The organism is Streptomyces sp. LUP30, assembly GCF_001746365.1.
Classification (GTDB): Bacteria; Actinomycetota; Actinomycetes; order Streptomycetales; family Streptomycetaceae; genus Streptomyces.
In genome coordinates this window covers 72,910-90,649 of sequence record NZ_MJAJ01000003.1, presented here as the reverse complement: position 1 = coordinate 90,649, position 17,740 = coordinate 72,910, and the positions used below count along the sequence as shown (strand labels likewise).

Annotated in this window: 14 protein-coding genes; 3 read left to right on the top strand and 11 right to left on the bottom strand. The window is 70.6% G+C overall.

Features of this window, described 5'->3' with window-relative positions:
- Positions 1-391: 391 nt before the first annotated feature.
- The 3 genes from BG482_RS40520 to BG482_RS03940 form a co-directional block, all read right to left on the bottom strand.
- Positions 392-1,027 carry a hypothetical protein gene (locus BG482_RS40520; RefSeq protein ID WP_079141564.1) on the bottom strand — a complete coding sequence of 212 codons (636 nt, stop codon included), beginning with the start codon at positions 1,025-1,027 and terminating at the stop codon, positions 392-394.
- A gap of 68 nt (positions 1,028-1,095) precedes the next feature.
- Positions 1,096-1,797, bottom strand: coding sequence for a ribonuclease HII (locus BG482_RS03945; RefSeq protein ID WP_069767429.1), 702 nt, complete (start codon positions 1,795-1,797; stop codon positions 1,096-1,098).
- 94 nt (positions 1,798-1,891) lie between these two features.
- Positions 1,892-2,515, bottom strand: a complete 624-nt coding sequence (locus tag BG482_RS03940; RefSeq protein WP_069767428.1) for a TetR/AcrR family transcriptional regulator — start codon at positions 2,513-2,515, stop codon at positions 1,892-1,894.
- A 184-nt stretch (positions 2,516-2,699) separates the two neighbouring features.
- Between BG482_RS03940 and BG482_RS03935 the strand changes: the two genes are divergently transcribed.
- A complete protein-coding gene (locus BG482_RS03935; RefSeq protein WP_079141563.1) occupies positions 2,700-4,247 on the top strand; it encodes an MFS transporter in 1,548 nt (515 codons plus the stop codon).
- Between the two features lie 337 nt (positions 4,248-4,584).
- Here the strand turns inward: BG482_RS03935 and BG482_RS03930 are convergent, their stop codons facing one another.
- The 3 genes from BG482_RS03930 to BG482_RS03920 form a co-directional block, all read right to left on the bottom strand.
- Positions 4,585-5,490, bottom strand: coding sequence for an ADP-ribosylglycohydrolase family protein (locus tag BG482_RS03930; RefSeq protein WP_069767427.1), 906 nt, complete (start codon positions 5,488-5,490; stop codon positions 4,585-4,587).
- Complete coding sequence (locus BG482_RS03925) at positions 5,487-6,164, bottom strand: histidine phosphatase family protein (protein ID WP_069767426.1); 678 nt, start codon at positions 6,162-6,164, stop codon at positions 5,487-5,489. The genes BG482_RS03930 and BG482_RS03925 overlap by 4 nt, the downstream gene beginning before the upstream one ends.
- Before the next feature lie 118 nt (positions 6,165-6,282).
- Positions 6,283-6,888, bottom strand: coding sequence for a YdbC family protein (locus tag BG482_RS03920; RefSeq protein WP_069767425.1), 606 nt, complete (start codon positions 6,886-6,888; stop codon positions 6,283-6,285).
- 156 nt (positions 6,889-7,044) lie between these two features.
- Here BG482_RS03920 and BG482_RS03915 point away from each other — a divergent pair, with 156 nt between their 5' ends.
- A complete protein-coding gene (locus BG482_RS03915) occupies positions 7,045-7,578 on the top strand; it encodes a TerD family protein (protein ID WP_069767424.1) in 534 nt (177 codons plus the stop codon).
- A 97-nt stretch (positions 7,579-7,675) separates the two neighbouring features.
- Here BG482_RS03915 and BG482_RS03910 read toward each other — a convergent pair whose 3' ends face one another.
- Positions 7,676-10,576, bottom strand: coding sequence for a vitamin B12-dependent ribonucleotide reductase (locus BG482_RS03910; RefSeq protein ID WP_069767423.1), 2,901 nt, complete (start codon positions 10,574-10,576; stop codon positions 7,676-7,678).
- Positions 10,577-10,736: 160 nt separating this feature from the next.
- The gene (nrdR, locus tag BG482_RS03905) at positions 10,737-11,306 is read right to left on the bottom strand and encodes a transcriptional regulator NrdR (RefSeq protein ID WP_069767623.1); all 570 of its coding nucleotides are present in this window, start codon (positions 11,304-11,306) and stop codon (positions 10,737-10,739) included.
- A 583-nt stretch (positions 11,307-11,889) separates the two neighbouring features.
- Between nrdR and lexA the strand changes: the two genes are divergently transcribed.
- Positions 11,890-12,669 carry a transcriptional repressor LexA gene (lexA, locus tag BG482_RS03900; protein WP_069767422.1) on the top strand — a complete coding sequence of 260 codons (780 nt, stop codon included), beginning with the start codon at positions 11,890-11,892 and terminating at the stop codon, positions 12,667-12,669.
- 110 nt (positions 12,670-12,779) lie between these two features.
- Here lexA and BG482_RS03895 read toward each other — a convergent pair whose 3' ends face one another.
- The 3 genes from BG482_RS03895 to BG482_RS03885 all read right to left on the bottom strand — a co-directional run bounded on the left by BG482_RS03895 (position 12,780) and on the right by BG482_RS03885 (position 17,718).
- Positions 12,780-14,855, bottom strand: a complete 2,076-nt coding sequence (locus BG482_RS03895) for an ATP-dependent DNA helicase (RefSeq protein ID WP_256096248.1) — start codon at positions 14,853-14,855, stop codon at positions 12,780-12,782.
- Positions 14,856-15,030: 175 nt separating this feature from the next.
- The gene (locus tag BG482_RS03890) at positions 15,031-15,636 is read right to left on the bottom strand and encodes a GNAT family N-acetyltransferase (protein WP_069767421.1); all 606 of its coding nucleotides are present in this window, start codon (positions 15,634-15,636) and stop codon (positions 15,031-15,033) included.
- Positions 15,637-15,657: 21 nt separating this feature from the next.
- Positions 15,658-17,718 (bottom strand): IucA/IucC family protein, encoded by a 2,061-nt coding sequence (locus BG482_RS03885; RefSeq protein ID WP_069767420.1) that lies wholly within the window; start codon positions 17,716-17,718, stop codon positions 15,658-15,660.
- Positions 17,719-17,740: the final 22 nt, after the last annotated feature.

Genomic DNA, 17,740 nt, shown 5'->3' with positions numbered 1-17,740 from the left:
CGAACCGTCCCCGAGACCCGCGCCGATGAGCACGCGCCGGCCACTGTCGGCCTGAGCTGCAACACACACGAGGCGCAGGAGCACGGCACGGGAGCCTGGCGGTAGCCGAGAACAAGACCCGTGCCGATGGCGACGGCCGACGCGAAGACGAGGACGCCGGGCGCGGACGGGACAGTGACAGCGACAGCGACAGCGACAACGACAACGACAACGACAACGACAACGGCGATCACGACGGAACGGTGCCACGGTCGGGCCGGAACCGGGTCGGTATCGCGCCGGAGCCGGGCCTCCGGCCGACCCGGTGAGGGCCGTCTCCGGGCACACCGAAGAGGCGCCGCAGCAGCGACGCCTCTCTGGACTCCGGGCCTCGCGGCCTACCGGAGACGGCTCAGACGCCCGCGCCCAACACCCCGTTGATCTGCTGCGGGTCGCCGCAGACGATCAGCAGGGCCGAGGCGCGCGCGAGGGCCAACGGCACCGCGGTGGCGGCGACGGTGTCGGATCCGCCGTTGACGGCGACGACGACGACCGGACGCACGCCCGCTCGCGCCAGCGCGGCCGCATCGGCGTAGAAGACGTCGTCTCCGGCGTCATGCTGCGCCCAGTACGGCGCCTCGCCGAAGGAGAGCTCATGAGCGGCCCAGGGGTGCTGTTCGCCGGTGGTGATCACCAGCACGTCCCCCGGAGCGCGCCCGGATTCCAGGAGGAGGTCCACGGCCTCCTCGGCGGCGTCCAGCGCGCCCTCGGCCGAGGCCGGGATCAACTGGACCTGAGCAGTCGCCGGTGCAGACGCGGCGGCGGGAGTGGCCTGGGCCGAAGGCCCGGGCTTGGCGGCCGTGTCACGCGGCGCGCGTTGCGCCGGCGGCGTGGGCCGGAGGGGTCCGGGACGACCGGGACGCGACGGCGCGGCGGGACGGGGTCCGGGAACAGGTCGAGGGGTCGGCGCGGTGCGGCCGCTGGCCGGCATGGCGCGGGGACCCTGGGCACTCTCGTGAATCTGAGGCTCCTCGGGAATGAGAGGCATGAGCTGTTGTCTATCAAACGTTGGTGCGGCACGCGCCAGCGGGTGGCACATCAGTGCGACCGGGACGGTCAGAAGTCGAAACCGAGTTGACCTTCGACCTCCGGAACGCTTCCGTTCGCCCAGCTGCGGGCCTTCTTGAGGTGCCGCCACTGGGGCAGCGCATCAAGATACGCCCACGACAACCGGTGGTACGGGGTGGGCCCCCGCTCCTCCAGTGCAGCCTTGTGCACGGGCGACGGATACCCGGCATTGGCTGCAAAGCCGAAGTCTGCATGCTCGGCACCCAGTTCGGCCATCATTTTGTCGCGCCGGACCTTGGCGATCACCGAGGCCGCCGCGACCGCCACGCACGACTGGTCGCCCTTGATCACCGTGCGGACGCGCCAGGGGGAACCGAGGTAGTCGTGCTTCCCGTCGAGGATCACGGCGTCCGGGCGGACCGGGAGGGCCTCCAGAGCGCGTCCGGCGGCGAGCCGCAGTGCGGCGGTCATCCCGAGATCGTCGATCTCCTCGGGTGATGCGTGCCCCAGGGCGTACGACGTCACCCACTTCAGCAGCTCCTCGGAAAGCTCGTTGCGACGCTTGACGGTGAGCAGCTTGGAATCGGTGAGGCCGACGGGAGGTCGACGGAGTCCGGTGACGGCCGCGCAGACGGTGACGGGTCCGGCCCACGCACCCCGGCCCACCTCGTCGACGCCGGCAATGACCTTGGCCCCGGTCGTGGCGCGAAGGGAGCGCTCGACGGTGTGAGTGGGTGGTTCGTACGGCATGGCGCCCCTAGATTACGCCGCCCCGATCCGGTCGCGACACCCCGGTCGGCACCGACTCTCTCGCGGGCCGGTCGCATCGGCGTCGACAGCGCGCTCAGGACGCGCCCGGCCGGAGCAGGGGCAGCATGAGCCGGTCCACCATCTCCTCGAGCTCGGCATCCTCCCATTCGCAGGCGCATATTTTCGAGCGGTACATCATCATGGCCGGAATGGCGTCGAAGACGTAACTGTTCGCCGCGTCGGCTCGCACCTCTCCCCGCTCGATTCCCCTGCTGATGACGCCATGCAGGAGCCTGACCGTCGGCTCGACCACGCCCTCGAAGATCAGGACCTGGAAGCGCTCCGCCTGGAGTGGATCGCATTCGTGAATCACTGAGCGCAGCGCCAGTCCCGGGCGGGAGAACATCGCGTCGCGCGCGTCTCGGCACAGCGCCAGCAGGTCCTCACGCACGCTCCCCCGATCAGGGGCGCCCTCCAGTCGCGGCAGTCCCGCCCGCAGGGCCTCCGCGACGAGGTCCTCCTTGGAGGGCCAGCGGCGATAGACGGCGGCCTTCCCGGTCTGGGCGCCGGCCGCGACGCCTTCCATCGTCAGGCCGTTCCAGCCGACGGTGCCCAGCTGCTCCAGCGCGGCATCGAGAATCGCACGTTCGAGCACGGCGCCGCGCCGGCGAGGAGAGGCCGCCGGAGCGGGGGCGGCCGTCCAGCGCGAAGTAACCATCTGAGTGTCTCCAGCGAGCAGAAAGTACGGGGAGGGGGCAGGGAGAGGTTCCGGGCGGCAGCGGCGGAGGACTCGCCAGGGGACGACGCCACAAGTGAACGCTTGCGTTCACTACGAGGAACTCACTACCTTTGACGGGCCAGTGAACGCCATCGTTCACTAACGCTCTTGTGGGGGACTCACCGTGACAACCTCTCAGTTGATCCAAGACCGGAAGCCGGGCTCTGCCCGGCGTGCGGGACACCCGGGCATCGCACTCGCCGTCATCGCGGCCTGCCAACTCATGGTGGTCCTCGACGCGACGATTGTGAACATCGCCCTCCCGCACATTCAAGGCGCACTGAAATTCAGCACCACCGATCTCACCTGGGTGGTCAGCGCCTATACGCTCACCTTCGGCGGCCTGCTGCTGCTCGGCGCCCGCGCCGGCGACATACTCGGCCGACGCCGGGTGTTCATGGCCGGCATCCTGCTCTTCACCTTCGCCTCGCTGCTCGGCGGACTGGCCCAGGAACCCTGGCAGTTGCTGGCCGCACGGGCCCTGCAGGGCATGGGAGGCGCCATCGCCTCGCCGACTTCGCTGGCGCTCATCACCACGACCTTCCCCGAAGGCCCCGAACGCAACCGGGCCTTCGGCGTCTTCGCCGCGGTGTCCGCGGGCGGCGGCGCCATCGGACTGCTCGCCGGCGGCATGCTCACCGAGTGGCTCGACTGGCGCTGGGTGCTGTTCGTCAATGTGCCCATCGGGATACTCATCGCCTCGCTCGCGCCGATGTACATCAACGAGTCCGAGCGCCACCCCGGGCGCTTCGACATCGCCGGCGCGCTGACCTCCACGACCGGCATGGCCTCTCTGGTCTATGCCTTCATCAGGGCCGCGGAGGAAGGCTGGCGGGACGGACTGACGCTCGGAGCCTTCGGAGCCGCACTGCTCCTGCTGATCGCCTTCGTGTTCACGGAGAGGCGCGCCAAGGAGCCGATCACCCCGCTCAGGATGTTCACCGACCGCAACCGCTCCGGCACGTACGTGATCATGCTGAGCCTCGCCGCGGCCATGTTCGGCATGTTCTTCTACATCGTGCTCTTCGTGCAGAACGTGCTGGGCTACAGCCCCATCAAGGCCGGTCTCGCGTTCCTGCCCGTCACGTTCGCCATCGCCGCCGGCGCAGGTCTGTCGCAGCGGTTCCTGCCGGTCCTCGGCCCCAGGCCGTTCATGGTGGCCGGAGCCACGCTGGTGGTGATCGGCCTCACCTGGCAGGCCTTCATCACCCCGGACAGCTCCTATGTCGGCGGCGTGCTCGGGCCGATGCTGATCTTCGGTTTCGGCATGGGGCTGAACTTCGTGACGGCGACGGTCACCGCGGTGGCGGGTGTCGCCCCGCACGAGGCCGGCGCGGCATCCGGACTGCTCAACGCCATGCAGCAGGTGGGAGGTTCGCTCGGCCTGTCCATCCTGACGACCGTCTTCGGCACGGCCGCCAAGGACGAGGCGGAGAAGCAACTGCCGAAGTTCCTCGCCGAGGGCTCGGCGGAACAGAAGGCCGAGTTCGCCACAACGCATCAACTGCCCGCGCCCTGGGGGCACGAGGTGCTCGCCCACGGCATCTCGTCGGCCTTCGTCCCGGCTGCCGGGATGGCCGTTCTCGCCCTGGCGACGGCCTGGTTCGTGATCCGGGTCCGCAAGAGCGACCTGGAGGCGCTGTCCGGCACGGCGGCCCCCGTGGCGGGCTGACCGAACGGTGCCATGGGCCGGCCCCGGAATGTCGCCACTGCGCTCGATGGAGGCGCGTCCCCCGCTCCCCGGTCGGCCCGCACGGCATCTGCACGACCACAGCATGATCATGAACAGTACGAACCGCACGCGCACCCCCTCCGTTGCTCACTCTCCCGACCGCCATGCCCGCACACCTCGCACAGCGGTCGTCCGAACAACGCCCGACCGTCACACAGAGTTCCTGATGAGCACACAGAGTTCACAACGGCTGGTCGGGAAGCGACCTGGACAGGGCGGCCCGCACTGCGCCGCACGACGGCCGGTCACCTGGCCGTCCCTTCGCCCGGCTCTCGCCTCACGCCGACGAGAAGAGCCATCCCGGCAAGTCCTCCACCTGCTGCGTCCAGGCGCTGGGAGGCGCCCCGGCCTTGCCCGCGGCGAGCACCCCGCCCACGATGGCGCAGGTGGTGTCCACGTCCCCGCCCACCTGCGCCGTCGTCCAGAACGCCGTCTCGTAGTCGGCCAGGGCGCGAGCGGCCGACCAGAGCGCGAAGGGCACGGTGTCATGGGCCGACGTCCGTCTGCCGCAGCCCAGCACGGCCGCGACCGTGGCCGCGTCGGCGTAGTCGAGCATGTCCCGGGCACGGCCCAGGCCCGCGCGCACGGCGCTCTTCGGGACCAGGGCGATGACACCGTCGAGCAGGGCCTCGGCTCCGGGCGGCCCGCCCGGGGATCCTGCCAGCGCGGCGGCCGCGGCTACGGCCATGGCCCCGACCACGGCCTCCCGGTGCTGATGCGTGGGGTAGGCGGAGATCTCCGCCTGGTGGGTCGCCTGCTCGGGGTCGCCCGCGTACCACGCGCCCAGGGGGGCGATCCGCATCGCGGCGCCGTTGCCCCACGACCCCTGCCCCTTGAACAGGGCGGACGACAGCTCACGCCAGTCGGCGCCCTCCCTGACCAGTCTGAGCAGGCGGTTGACGGCGGGGCCGTAACCGCGGTCGAAGTCGTGGTGCTCGGCGAAGGAGCGGGCCAGGGCATCCTGGTCGATGCGTTCGTGAGCGCCGAGGACCGCCACCACGGAGCAGGCCATCTCGGTGTCGTCGGTCCACTGCCAGGGACCGGGCGGCAGCTCGCGGCGCTGCAGCAGCGGATAGTTCACCGGCACGAAGAACTGCGAGCCCAGGGCGTCGCCCACGGCGAGCCCGCGCAGGCTGGCCAGGGCGCGTTCCAGGCGCCCGGCGGAAGCGGAGTCAGCGGTCATCTTTCACCCACTCTGTCCCCGGTGATCCCATAGGGCGCCGGTTCCCGCCAGCGGTCGAAGGGCCGGTCGAGGGCATACCTGTCGTCGTCCTGGAGAACGAGCATCCGCATCTCCGCGTTCCCCGGGTTGGCGAGGGACTCGAATTCGGCGACCGTCCAGTGGAACCAGCGCATGCAGAACAGGCGCATCGCCAGGCCGTGGGTCACCAGCAGCACGTTCGGCGGGTGGTCGGGAGCCTCGAAACTGCGGAAGAGGCTCTCCAGGAAGCCGCCGACCCGGTCGTAGACGTCTGCTCCGCTCTCGCCCTGCGCGAAACGGTAGAAAAAGTGCCCGTAGGCGTCGCGGTAGGTCTTCTGGAGCTGGACGTCGTCGCGGTCCTGCCAGTTCCCCCAGTCCTGCTCGCGCAGCCGGGGCTCCTCGCGGACCCGTATCAGCTCGGGATCAAGATGGAAGGCCTGCAAGGTCTCGTGCGTGCGCCGGTAGGGGGACACGTACACGCTGACCCGCTCGCGGCCGAAGACCTCCCGCAGGTGCTTTCCCGTCTCCTCGGCCTGACTGCGGCCCCGGTCGGTCAGGGCCAGTGCGTGGTCGGGTTCACGCTCGTAGACGGTGTCATCAACATTGCCCGTTGACTCCCCGTGCCGGACAAGGACGATGCGCCGTGGTCGTGCCATGCCAAGACCCTAGATCGATCGACGGCGGATCGAGCACTCGTACGGCCTCCATACGGCATAGGTCACACAAATACTGTCCCGGAAGGCCACGGACGGCGCACGTCGGACGGCGACGGCCTCATACCGTCCAGGCGGGCTCGAGCTCGACGATGTCGCCGGTCAGGGAGGAGACGTCGGCCTCCGTCTGCGCCCGCAGGGCAAGCCGTTCCACTCGTTCCGTCCGGTACTTGCCGTGCTCGGCCTGCGAGCGCCACATCGACAGGACGAGGAACTCGGGACCGGGCGCCTCGGCGAACAGCCCGCGGATCATGCCGGGCGAGCCGGCCATCGCGGGGTTCCACACCTTCTCCTGCATCAGCGTGAAGTGCTCGGCGCGCTCCTCGTGGACCCGGCAGAGGGCGACCCGCACCAGGTCGGAGTCGGTGAACCGGGGCTCGAAGCCCGTCTTGACGTCGAAGCGGTAGTCGAACAGCCGTACCTGGGGGTCCTTGAAGGTGCCCGACTGGGCCGTCGCCAGCCGGTCGTGGGAGCGGGCCATGAAGGAGTCGTAGAAGGCGCGGCTCTCCCAGAACGTGAAGACATGCGCGACGGAGGGCCGTGCCCTGCTCCAGCCCCCGCCCTGTCCCCGAAATCCCGGCTCCCCCAGAAGCCCCGCCCACTTTCGCTGTCCCCGTTCGAAACCGCGGCGGTCCACCACGGTGCAGCGAATCCACTTGACCAGCACCGCGCCATGGTAAGGCCAGCGGGCGTGGCGTTGGTCACTCTCGTACACAGTGCTCCGCTGCCACGCTGCACGCGCGCGTGGCAGGATGGACAACCGGCCCTGGCGGACGGCCCGTTCGGGCGCGACAGCAACGGGGAATCGGGGAGGGGAAGTCCGGTGAGCGGCCTCAACAAGGGCATCCGCAAGATCGAGATGGCGCTGAAGTGGGATCCCAGTCCGGCGGGGCAGCCGCCCACCGACCTGGACGTCGTGGCGGCGACCTACCTGGCGAGCGATCCGCACGGCGACCCTGCTTATGTGGTCCACTTCGACAGCCGTTCGCCCGACGGCACGATCTATCTCAACCGGGACAGCAAGGACGGCAAGGGCTTCGGCTGGGACGAGGTCATGACGCTGGAGCTCGACCGTCTGGACGCGCGGTACGCGCGCGTGGTCCTCGGCGTAGTCATCCAGCAGAACCCCGAGCACCGGACCTTCGTCGGGGTGCTGAACCCGGGCTACCGCATACGGGAGGGCTACACCGTCCTGGACGAGGGTGACTTCGGCGACGTCCTCGGCGCGACCGCGGCGACGGTCGGGGAGTTCGTGCGCGAGACGTCCGACAGCTGGTCGTTCCACTCGGGCGTGCACGGCTTCGAGGACGACCCGGTGACGTTCACCAGGGTCATGGGCCAGGTCCACGGCTCCTGAACGCGCCGGTCACGAACGGGCGGGAACGCCGAGGGCGGTGGAGCCGAAGACCGGCTCCACCGCCCTCGCCGGATCACACGGACCCGGCCCGCACGACCTAGCTGCAGCCGCTGGTGGAGCCGCAGCCCTCGCAGATGTAGCAGGAGCCGGCCCGCTGCATCTTCGTGCCGCACGAGAAGCACAGCGGGGCGTCGGCCTGGATGCCCAGCTGCATCTCCACCAGTTCGGCGCTGGTGTGGGCCTGCTGCGGCACCGGTCGGGGCGCCTCGACCTCGGCCTTCGGAGTGGCGACGGCCTTCAGGTCCGTCTGGCGGGGCGCGGACTGGGCGAGGCCCTCGACGTCCACGTCCTCCTCCTCGAGGTTCGGCTCGTAGGAACCGGTCTCCAGGTGACGCTGACGCTCCTCGGCGGAGTGGATGCCGAGCGCCGAGCGCGTCTCGAAGGGCAGGAAGTCCAGCGCCAGGCGGCGGAAGATGTAGTCGACGATCGACTGCGCCATCCGCACGTCCGGGTCGTCCGTCATACCGGCCGGCTCGAAGCGCATGTTGGTGAACTTCGAGACGTACGTCTCCAGCGGCACGCCGTACTGGAGGCCGACGGAGACCGCGATGGAGAAGGCGTCCATCATGCCGGCGAGGGTCGAACCCTGCTTGGACATCTTCAGGAAGACCTCGCCGAGACCGTCGTCCGGGTAGGAGTTGGCGGTCATGTAGCCCTCGGCGCCGCCGACCGTGAACGAGGTCGTGATGCCGGGACGGCCCTTGGGCAGACGCTTGCGGACCGGGCGGTACTCGATGACCTTCTCGACCGCGGTGCGGATCGTGTCCTCGGCCTTCTCGGTGACCTCGGCCTTCTCCTTCTCCTTGGTCTTGGCGGAGAGGGGCTGGCCGACCTTGCAGTTGTCGCGGTAGATCGCGAGTGCCTTGACGCCGAGCTTCCAGGCCTCGAAGTAGATCTCCTCGACCTCCTCGACGGTCGCCGTCTCCGGCATGTTGACCGTCTTGGAGATGGCGCCGGAGATCCAGGGCTGGATCGCCGCCATCATGCGGACGTGGCCCATCGGCGAGATGGCCCGCTCGCCCATGGCGCAGTCGAACACCTCGTAGTGCTCGTGCGCGAGACCGGGGGCGTCGATCACGTTGCCGTTCTCGGCGATGTGGGCGACGATCGCCTCGATCTGCTCCTCCTGGTAACCCAGGCGGCGCAGGGCCTGCGGAACGGTGCCGTTGACGATCTGCATCGAGCCGCCGCCGACGAGCTTCTTGAACTTGACCAGGGCGAGGTCGGGTTCGACGCCGGTGGTGTCGCAGGACATCGCCAGACCGATGGTGCCGGTCGGGGCGAGCACGGACGCCTGGGCGTTTCGGAAACCGTTCTTCTCACCGAGGCGCAGCACGTCCTGCCAGGCCTCCGTGGCGGCGGCCCAGACCGGGGTGTCCAGGTCGTCGATGCGGACGGCCGTCCCGTTGGCGTCCGAGTGCTGCTTCATGACGCGGTTGTGCGCGTCCGCGTTGCGGGCGTAACCGTCGTACGGGCCGACGACCGAGGCCAGCTCGGCGGAGCGACGGTAGGCCGTGCCCGTCATCAGGGAGGTGATGGCGCCGGCCAGGGAGCGGCCGCCGTCGGAGTCGTACGCGTGGCCGGTGGCCATCAGCAGGGCGCCGAGGTTGGCGTAGCCGATGCCGAGCTGGCGGAACGCGCGGGTGTTCTCGCCGATCTTCTGGGTCGGGAAGTCCGCGAAGCAGATGGAGATGTCCATCGCGGTGATGACGAGCTCGACGACCTTCTGGAAACGGTCCGCCTGGAAGGACTGGGTGCCCTTGCCGTCGTCCTTCAGGAACTTCATCAGGTTCAGCGAGGCGAGGTTGCAGGACGTGTTGTCCAGGTGCATGTACTCGCTGCACGGGTTCGACGCGGTGATCCGGCCGGACTCGGGGCAGGTGTGCCAGTTGTTGATCACACCGTCGTACTGGATGCCCGGGTCGGCGCAGGCCCATGCGGCCTCGGCGAGCTTGCGGAACAGCGCCTTGGCGTCGACCTTCTCGATGATCTCGCCGGTCATGCGGGCCCGCAGGCCGAACTCGGCGCCGTTCTCGACGGCCGTCATGAACTCGTCGTTCACCCGGACGCTGTTGTTGGCGTTCTGGTACTGGACGGACGTGATGTCGTCCCCGCCCAGGTCCATGTCGAAGCCCGCGTCGCGCAGGGCGCGGATCTTCTCCTCTTCCTTCACCTTGGTGGCGATGAAGTCCTCGATGTCCGGGTGGTCCACGTCGAGGACGACCATCTTGGCCGCGCGACGCGTGGCGCCACCGGACTTGATGGTGCCGGCGGAGGCGTCGGCGCCGCGCATGAACGACACCGGGCCGGAGGCGTTGCCGCCGGAGGAGAGGAGCTCCTTGGAGGAGCGGATCCGGGAGAGGTTCAGGCCGGCGCCGGAGCCGCCCTTGAAGATCATGCCCTCTTCCTTGTACCAGTCGAGGATCGACTCCATGGAGTCGTCGACGGCCAGGATGAAGCAGGCGGAGACCTGCTGGGGCTGCGGGGTCCCGACGTTGAACCAGACGGGGCTGTTGAAGCTGAAGATCTGGTGCAGGAGGGCGTAGGCCAGCTCGTGCTCGAAGATCTCGGCGTCGGCGGGCGAGGCGAAGTAGCTGTTGTCCTCGCCGGCCTTCCGGTAGGTCTTCACGATGCGGTCGATCAGCTGCCGGAGGCCGGTCTCGCGCTGGGGGGTGCCCACGGCACCGCGGAAGTACTTGCTGGTGACGATGTTGACCGCGTTCACCGACCAGAAGTCGGGGAACTCGACGCCACGCTGCTCGAAGTTGATCGAGCCGTCGCGCCAGTTGGTCATGACGACGTCACGACGCTCCCAGGCAACCTCGTCGTAAGGGTGCACTCCGGGGGTCGTGTGGATGCGCTCGATGCGCAGGCCCTTGGCGTTCTTGGCTCCCTTGGCTCGGGAACCTCGTGCCGGACCGCTCGCCGTCTCTGTCATGCCGCCTCCCTCTACGGGCGAAAACGCCCTGAAATGCCACGTTGTTCCCGTGGCACATTGTTCTGTCTGGTGCTGTGGGCACCCACGCGCTACCGCCCACAACAGGTCTTCGTCCGCCGCCGCCCTGCCGCCTCGGTGAGGCTCCGGGTGCGGCCGTCGGTCAGTCGGCGGCCCGGGCCGGCTCGGGGACCTGCACGGTCCCTCCCCGCCCGCCGCCGTCCTTCCGGCTCCCCGCGAGATCCCCTGCGTCGTCCGCGCGGTCGTCGTCGTCCGCGGCGGGGGGCCCCGTCTGGTCCCTGAGCTCCCCGATCGCCGCCTCGAAGTCCTCGAGCGAGTCGAACGCCCGGTAGACGGAGGCGAACCGCAGATAGGCGACGAGGTCGAGCTCCTGCAACGGGCCGAGTATGGCCAGCCCCACGTCATGGGTGGTCAACTCGGCGCTCCCGGTCGCCCGGACCGCCTCCTCGACCCGCTGGCCGAGCTGGGCGAGGGCGTCCTCGGTGACGGGCCGTCCCTGGCACGCCTTGCGCACGCCGTTGATGACCTTGGTGCGGCTGAACGGCTCGGTGACCCCGGACCGCTTGACCACCATCAGCGAGCACGTCTCCACGGTCGTGAAACGACGGGAGCAGTCAGGGCACTGACGCCGCCTGCGGATCGACGTGCCGTCGTCCGTCGTACGGCTGTCGACCACACGACTGTCGGGGTGCCTGCAGAAGGGGCAGTGCATGAACTCCAACCCTCCTCACAGCAGACTCAATGGCCTCGCCAGGCCTCACGGGCCCCTCGAAGCAGCCCCAAGCATAGGGGATCCAGCAGCATCCGAAGACACCGGGGACCACAACTTCTGGGCCGCTGCGCCAATCCAACCACTAGATGTGGGGCTTGGCGCATACATCCAGGCCGTATCGCGTGTCGCGCCCGCCGCGCTCACCGCGCGCGATCCGGCCGTCACACCGAGCACGCGAAATCCACCCCGGCACGCGCGTGTGCGGGCGTATCGCGGCGGCGCCCACGGCGATACCGTGAGCGCCGGAAGGAGGAGAGGTGGGACTCTCGCGCAGTAGCGGGACCGGTCCTCGGCCGACCGGAGACCGGATGGCAGACTGGGGCCAAGCCTCACAAGGTCATCGTCTCCGGCGGTGAAGGGTACAACGATGAGCCCTTTTGCCCGCTGGAGACCGCGTTAGCCATACACCCCGACACATGATCAAGTCCGGTTATCCACGCTTTTTCACTCGAACGTGTGTTTGGCGCAACCTTTCGAAAGCAACTACCGTTGTCCAGCAGGGAGACAACCGAGAGGGGCCGACGTGACCACCACCGCAGACAGTGCCACCATCACTGCCCAGGACCGCTCCCAGGGCCGACTCGAGCCGGTGCATGCGATGAACGAAGCCATGAATCCCGAGGCGCACAAGCGCTCGTTGCCCGGTCGACCTCCAGGCATCCGCGCCGACAGCTCGGGGCTCACCGACCGGCAGCGCCGAGTGATCGAGGTCATCAGGGACTCCGTACAGCGGCGAGGTTACCCGCCGTCCATGCGGGAGATCGGTCAGGCGGTCGGCCTGTCCAGCACGTCCTCGGTCGCCCACCAGCTGATGGCACTGGAGCGGAAGGGGTTCCTGCGCCGCGACCCGCACCGTCCGCGCGCGTACGAGGTGCGCGGCTCCGACCAGGCCGCCTCCGTGCAGCCCACGGACACCGCCGGGAAGCCGGCCGCGTCCTACGTCCCGCTGGTCGGCCGGATCGCCGCAGGCGGACCGATCCTCGCCGAGGAGTCGGTGGAGGACGTCTTCCCGCTCCCGCGGCAGCTCGTGGGCGACGGCGAACTGTTCGTCCTGAAGGTCGTCGGTGACTCGATGATCGAGGCCGCGATCTGTGACGGCGACTGGGTCACCGTCCGCCGCCAGCCCGTCGCCGAGAACGGCGACATCGTGGCCGCGATGCTCGACGGGGAGGCCACCGTCAAGCGCTTCAAGCGCGAGGACGGCCATGTGTGGCTGCTGCCGCACAACTCCGCCTACGAGCCGATCCCTGGCGACGACGCGACCATCCTCGGCAAGGTGGTGGCCGTGCTCCGCCGCGTCTGAGCGCGGCAGCGGGCGGGCACTTCCCCGCCCTACCCCTGACTGGGCCCCGGGATCCCTGCGCCGGTTCCGGGGCCCTGCGCTGCGCCGGCGGGCCCGCCCCTCCCCCGGCGCTACGCGTCCACCTGAGCCTCGGCATCCGCCTCCGTCTCGGTGGCCTCCGACACAGTGACCCCCGTCTGCGTCTCCGCCCGCGTCCTGGCCTGCGCCTCCACGTCGGACTCCGCCTGCCTGGCCTTCGCGTCGATCGCGGCCAGGGACCTGCGGACCTGGTTGCGGTCCGTGGTGTACCAGAAGTCGGGCAGGGAGGCCTTCAGATAGCTCCCGTAACGCGCCGTCGCCAGCCGCTGGTCCAGGACGGCGACCACACCGCGGTCCCCCGACGCCCGGACGAGACGGCCCGCGCCCTGGGCCATGAGCAGCGCCGCATGGGTCGCGGCGACGGCCATGAAGCCGTTGCCGCCCGCTTCCTCCACCGCCTTCTGGCGGGCGCTCATCAAGGGGTCGTCCGGGCGCGGGAACGGGATCTTGTCCATGACGACCAGCTGGCAGCTGGCACCGGGCACGTCGACGCCCTGCCAGAGCGACAGCGTGCCGAACAGGCAGGTCTTCGGGTCGGCCGAGAAGTTCTTGATCAGCTCGCCGAGGGTCTCCTCACCCTGGAGGAGGATCGGGAACTCCGGCAGACGGGTGCGCAGTTCCTCGGCGGCGAGCTGCGCGGCGCGCATGGAGGAGAAGAGGCCGAGCGTGCGCCCGCCGGCCGCCTGGATCAACTCGGTCAGTTCGTCGAGCATGTCGGCACGGTCGCCGTCGCGGGCAGGGCGCGCGAGGTGTTTGGCGACGTACAGGATGCCCTGCTTGCGGTAGTCGAAGGGCGAACCGACGTCGATGCCCTTCCACTGCGGGACGTCCTCGCCCTCCGTGCCCTCCGGGGCGAGGCCCATCGACGCGCCCACGCCGTTGAAGTCCCCGCCCAGCTTCAGCGTGGCCGAGGCCAGGGTGACGGACCGGTCCGTGAAGAGCTTCTCGCGCAGCAGACCCGAGACGGACATGGGGGCGACGCGCAGGGAGGCGCCGAAGCGGTCGTGGCGCTCGTACCAGACGACGTCCCACTCGGAGCCGTTGCAGATCCGCTCCGCCACGTCGTGCACGGACTCCACGGAGGCCAGCGCCTGCTTGCGGACCGCGTCCTCGTCCTGGACGGACTTGTCACGGGTGGCGCCGATGGCGGAGATCACCGTCCGCGCCGCGTCGCGCAGCGCCATGAGGGCGTAGCCGAGGTCCTCCGGGATCTCCTCCAGGCGGCCCGGCAGAGCCAGCTCCATGAGTCGCTCGAAGCCCTCCGCGGCGGTCTGCAGCTGGTCGGCAGCCTTCTCGTTGACCAGCTTGGCCGCCCGGCGCACCGCCCGGTTGACCTGGCCCGGGGTGAGCTCGCCGGTGGCGACGCCGGTGACCCGGGAGACCAGCTCGTGCGCCTCGTCGACGATCAGCACCTCGTGCTGCGGCAGGACGGGGGCGCCCTCGATGGCGTCGATGGCCAGCAGCGCGTGGTTGGTGACGACGACCTCGGCCAGCTTGGCGCGCTCGCGGGCCATCTCGGCGAAGCACTCCGCGCCGTAGGCGCATTTCGTGGCGCCGAGGCACTCCCGGGAGGACACCGACACCTGTGCCCAGGCCCGGTCGGACACGCCCGGCGTGAGGTCGTCGCGGTCCCCCGACTCGGTCTCGTCGGACCAGTCCCGCAGCCGCAGCAGGTCCTGGCCGAGCTTGCTGGTGGGCGCGGCCGCCTCGAACTGGTCGAAGAGGCCCTCCTCCTCGTCCTGCGGGACGCCCTCGTGCAGGCGGTGCAGGCACAGGTAGTTCGACCGGCCCTTGAGCATCGCGAACTCCGGGCGCCGGCGCAGCAGCGGGTGCAGCGCCTCGACCGTGCGCGGCAGATCCCGTTCGACGAGCTGGCGCTGCAGGGCCAGCGTGGCCGTGGCCACCACGACGCGCTCTCCGTGTGCGAGGGCGGGCACGAGGTAGCCGAGTGACTTGCCGGTGCCGGTGCCGGCCTGGACCAGCAGGTGTGAGCCGTCGTCGATCGCCTGGGCGACGGCTTCGGCCATGGTCACCTGGCCGGGGCGCTCCGTGCCTCCGACGGCGGCGACGGCGGCATGCAGGAGTTCGGGGAGTGAGGGCTTCGTCATAGCGCGACCACCCTACGGCGCGGCACTGACAAACGGGTGGCCGAGGCGGACGTGAGGGAAGGGATCAAGACCGTGGGTTTCCTGGTGGTGGAGGAGAGGGCGGGCCGATGGTGGCAGAAGGTGACCGTTCGGCGGCGAGGGATGGCCGGATCCGACCAGGGTCGCCCGAGTGGCTTCACAGGAGATCACGCAACCGACGTTCCCGGATCATCAGGGCCGCCCGCTTGGCGGGCAGATCGAGCTCCGCGGAGAACCGGAAACCGGCGCTCAGGAAGGCGGCGACGGACGGGACGTTGCGCAGGTCGGGTTCGGCGACGACCCGTGTGCACTCGGGCGTTCCGTCGAGGACCAGATCGGCGACGGCTTCGAGCAGGGGGCCGCCGAGTCCTCGTCCCCGGTCGGCCGCGCCGCCGATGAGGAGGTGGACTCCGATGTCGTGGGGTCGGGCCGGGTAGTGGCCGGCCAGCGGGTCGAGGTCCGCCCGGTAGATCTCCCAGTAGCTCATCGGCCGCCCCTCCAGCACGCCCAGGCACGGGATGCTGTGTCCTGCGGCGGCGAGTTGTCCGCGCAGATGTCGCTCGGTCACGGACTCGGGTCCCGCCAGGTCCCAGAAGGCGGCGACGGCCGGGTCGTTCATCCACCGGCCGACGAGCGGGAGATCCCGCTCGATCCGCACGGGGACGAGCCGGAACGCACCGGCGGGTGTGCCGACGGCCCCCAGGTCGCCGACGGCGGGGACCGAAGGCGCACCGGGGTCTGCGGCCGTCCCGGCAAGAGGCACGGCGGACTCCTCTCGGACCGTTCAGACGAGCAGGGGGTTGGCGACGTCGACGTAGACGGACTGGGTGTCCACCGGTCCGACGAGTTCGTCGAGCCCGTGCAGCCGGGTGAGGAGATTGGCCTTGCAGCGCAGGACGGGTGCGTCGAGCAGCCGGGCGGGCAGCGAACTGCGGCCGCCGCCCGTCCGCCCGGGGCCGGAGGCGGGCCGGCCGTCGGTGCGAGGCCGGTCGGCGTCGGCGAGGAAGCGCCGGAAGGCCGCGAGCAGCAGACGCTCGTCGGCGAGCCGCTGGGAGCCGAACGCGCCGATCAGACCCAGCACGTTGTTGATCCCCAGGTAGTAGCAGAACCGCTCGTCGGTGACGTCGTCGGAGACGAAGGAGTCGCTGCGCTCGCCGACTCCGGGCAGCCGGGCGTCGAGGTCGGCGCGGCGGGACTCGCGGAAGTAGTAGCCCTGGTTGTCGCGGTAGCGGCCGCCCCTGGGCCAGCCCTCCCGGTCCAGCAGGACGAGCGTGTTCTGCTGGTGCGCCTCCAGGGCGATCCCCGCAGCGCCGTCGAGCCACAGCACGGGCCGGACGACCTGCTCCAGGTAGCGCAGGAACCACTCCGCCGCCACCGCCCCCGGCGGCCGGCCGGTGCGCCCGGCGAGACGCGTGACGAGCACGGCCAGCCGGGAGCGCCGGACCGGCCCCGCGCCCGCGGGGGCGGGCGGTGTCCCGGGCGGGCGGTGGTCCGCGCCGTCCGCGTCGGCCGCCTCGCGGGCATGCGGCCGGGGCGCCACGAGACCGGCGAGGCAGCAGACGTCGTCCGCCGGGGCGAAGGGGTTGTGGCGGATCATCACGTCGAGTCCGGTCAGCGGGCGGCCGTCCGGGCCGTCCACCGCGAGCCAGGCCGGATCGCGGACGATGTCGAAGTCCGGGTGGGCCGCGTGCCATCGCTCGGCGAGGCCGCAACGCAGGAGGCGGTGCACCTCCACGCCCCGGTGGAGTTCCTTGCGCAGGTTCTCCCGGCGCGAGTTGGTGATGCGCAGGCCCAGGGACAGCTTCAGCATGGCCCCGGCGCCGGACCGGTGCACGGTGCGGACGGAGGAGGTGGGGTGCCACGGAAGGCCGTGCGCGCCCAGATCCCGGAGCAGACCGGCGTCGAACAGCGCCTCGGCCTCGGGTCGGCGGCGCATCTCGCCCAGTTGCCAGGGATGCACGGGCAGGGCGGCGAAACCGTCGGGCAGCGGCAGTCCCGCGCCCGCCAGCCGCGCCGTCAGCCGGGCGGCGGGGACGGGGCGGCCGCCCTCCGTCCAGGCGGAGTCCGTGGCGAGCACGGTGGGGGCGACGGCGAGCCAGTGGAGCGGGAAGGATCCGCGCGACTCGGGCGAGTAACGCCGCGCCTCACCCTCCGTGAGCCCTTCTCGGCTCTTGGGGGTCGGGTGGAGCGGGTGGCCCAGCAGCAGCGCCTGCTCGGCGGCCAGGAACAGGTCGGGGCCGTCGGCGGGGCGCTCTCGGCGCTCGGCGATGAAGGCGGCGGTACGGCGGACGGAGTCGGCGACCCGCGCGACCAGGTCGACGCCTTCGTCACCGCTGCCGTCCCTGCCGTCCCTGCCACCCGCGCCGCCCCGGCCGCTCGCGGGCGTCTCGCGGGCCAGCAGGGCGGCGACCGTGACGGCGTCCGCGGACGGGGCCTGCTCGGGAGCGCCGGCCAGGCGCGGCGGGCCGAAGCGGTGCCAACCCGTCGCCGACCAGTGCTGTACGGGGACGAGCAGGCTGACGCCGCTCGCGGGCAACGGCACGCGCAGGACGCCGTCGCCGGGGGCGGCCAGGCCCGTCTCGCGGACCCAGCAGCGCAGCAGGTTCTCCACGGCGGCGGCCTGGGCGGCGGTGTGCGGATCGGGGTGGTCCAGGAGGTCGTCGGCGTCGGAATGCGGCGGTTCGGCGGGTGGGGCCGTTTCCGGCCCACGCGGCGTCGGCAACGAGAGCGCGGAGGGGGCGGCGAGCCCGGCGGAGGAGGAGGCGGACGGCCGCTCGGGCGGCGCCGGTGGTGCGTCCGCAGGGGGTCCGGGCTCGGCGTCGGCGTGTTGCGGGGAGGTGGTCAAGGTCGGTCCTCGGTCGGTCCTC

Coding starts and splice junctions, on each gene's coding strand:
- BG482_RS40520 (WP_079141564.1), bottom strand. CDS start 1,027: ATGCCTCTCATTCCCGAGGAGCCTCAGATTCACGAGAGTGCCCAGGGT.
- BG482_RS03945 (WP_069767429.1), bottom strand. CDS start 1,797: ATGCCGTACGAACCACCCACTCACACCGTCGAGCGCTCCCTTCGCGCC.
- BG482_RS03940 (WP_069767428.1), bottom strand. CDS start 2,515: ATGGTTACTTCGCGCTGGACGGCCGCCCCCGCTCCGGCGGCCTCTCCT.
- BG482_RS03930 (WP_069767427.1), bottom strand. CDS start 5,490: ATGACCGCTGACTCCGCTTCCGCCGGGCGCCTGGAACGCGCCCTGGCC.
- BG482_RS03925 (WP_069767426.1), bottom strand. CDS start 6,164: ATGGCACGACCACGGCGCATCGTCCTTGTCCGGCACGGGGAGTCAACG.
- BG482_RS03910 (WP_069767423.1), bottom strand. CDS start 10,576: ATGACAGAGACGGCGAGCGGTCCGGCACGAGGTTCCCGAGCCAAGGGA.
- nrdR (WP_069767623.1), bottom strand. CDS start 11,306: ATGCACTGCCCCTTCTGCAGGCACCCCGACAGTCGTGTGGTCGACAGC.
- BG482_RS03895 (WP_256096248.1), bottom strand. CDS start 14,855: ATGACGAAGCCCTCACTCCCCGAACTCCTGCATGCCGCCGTCGCCGCC.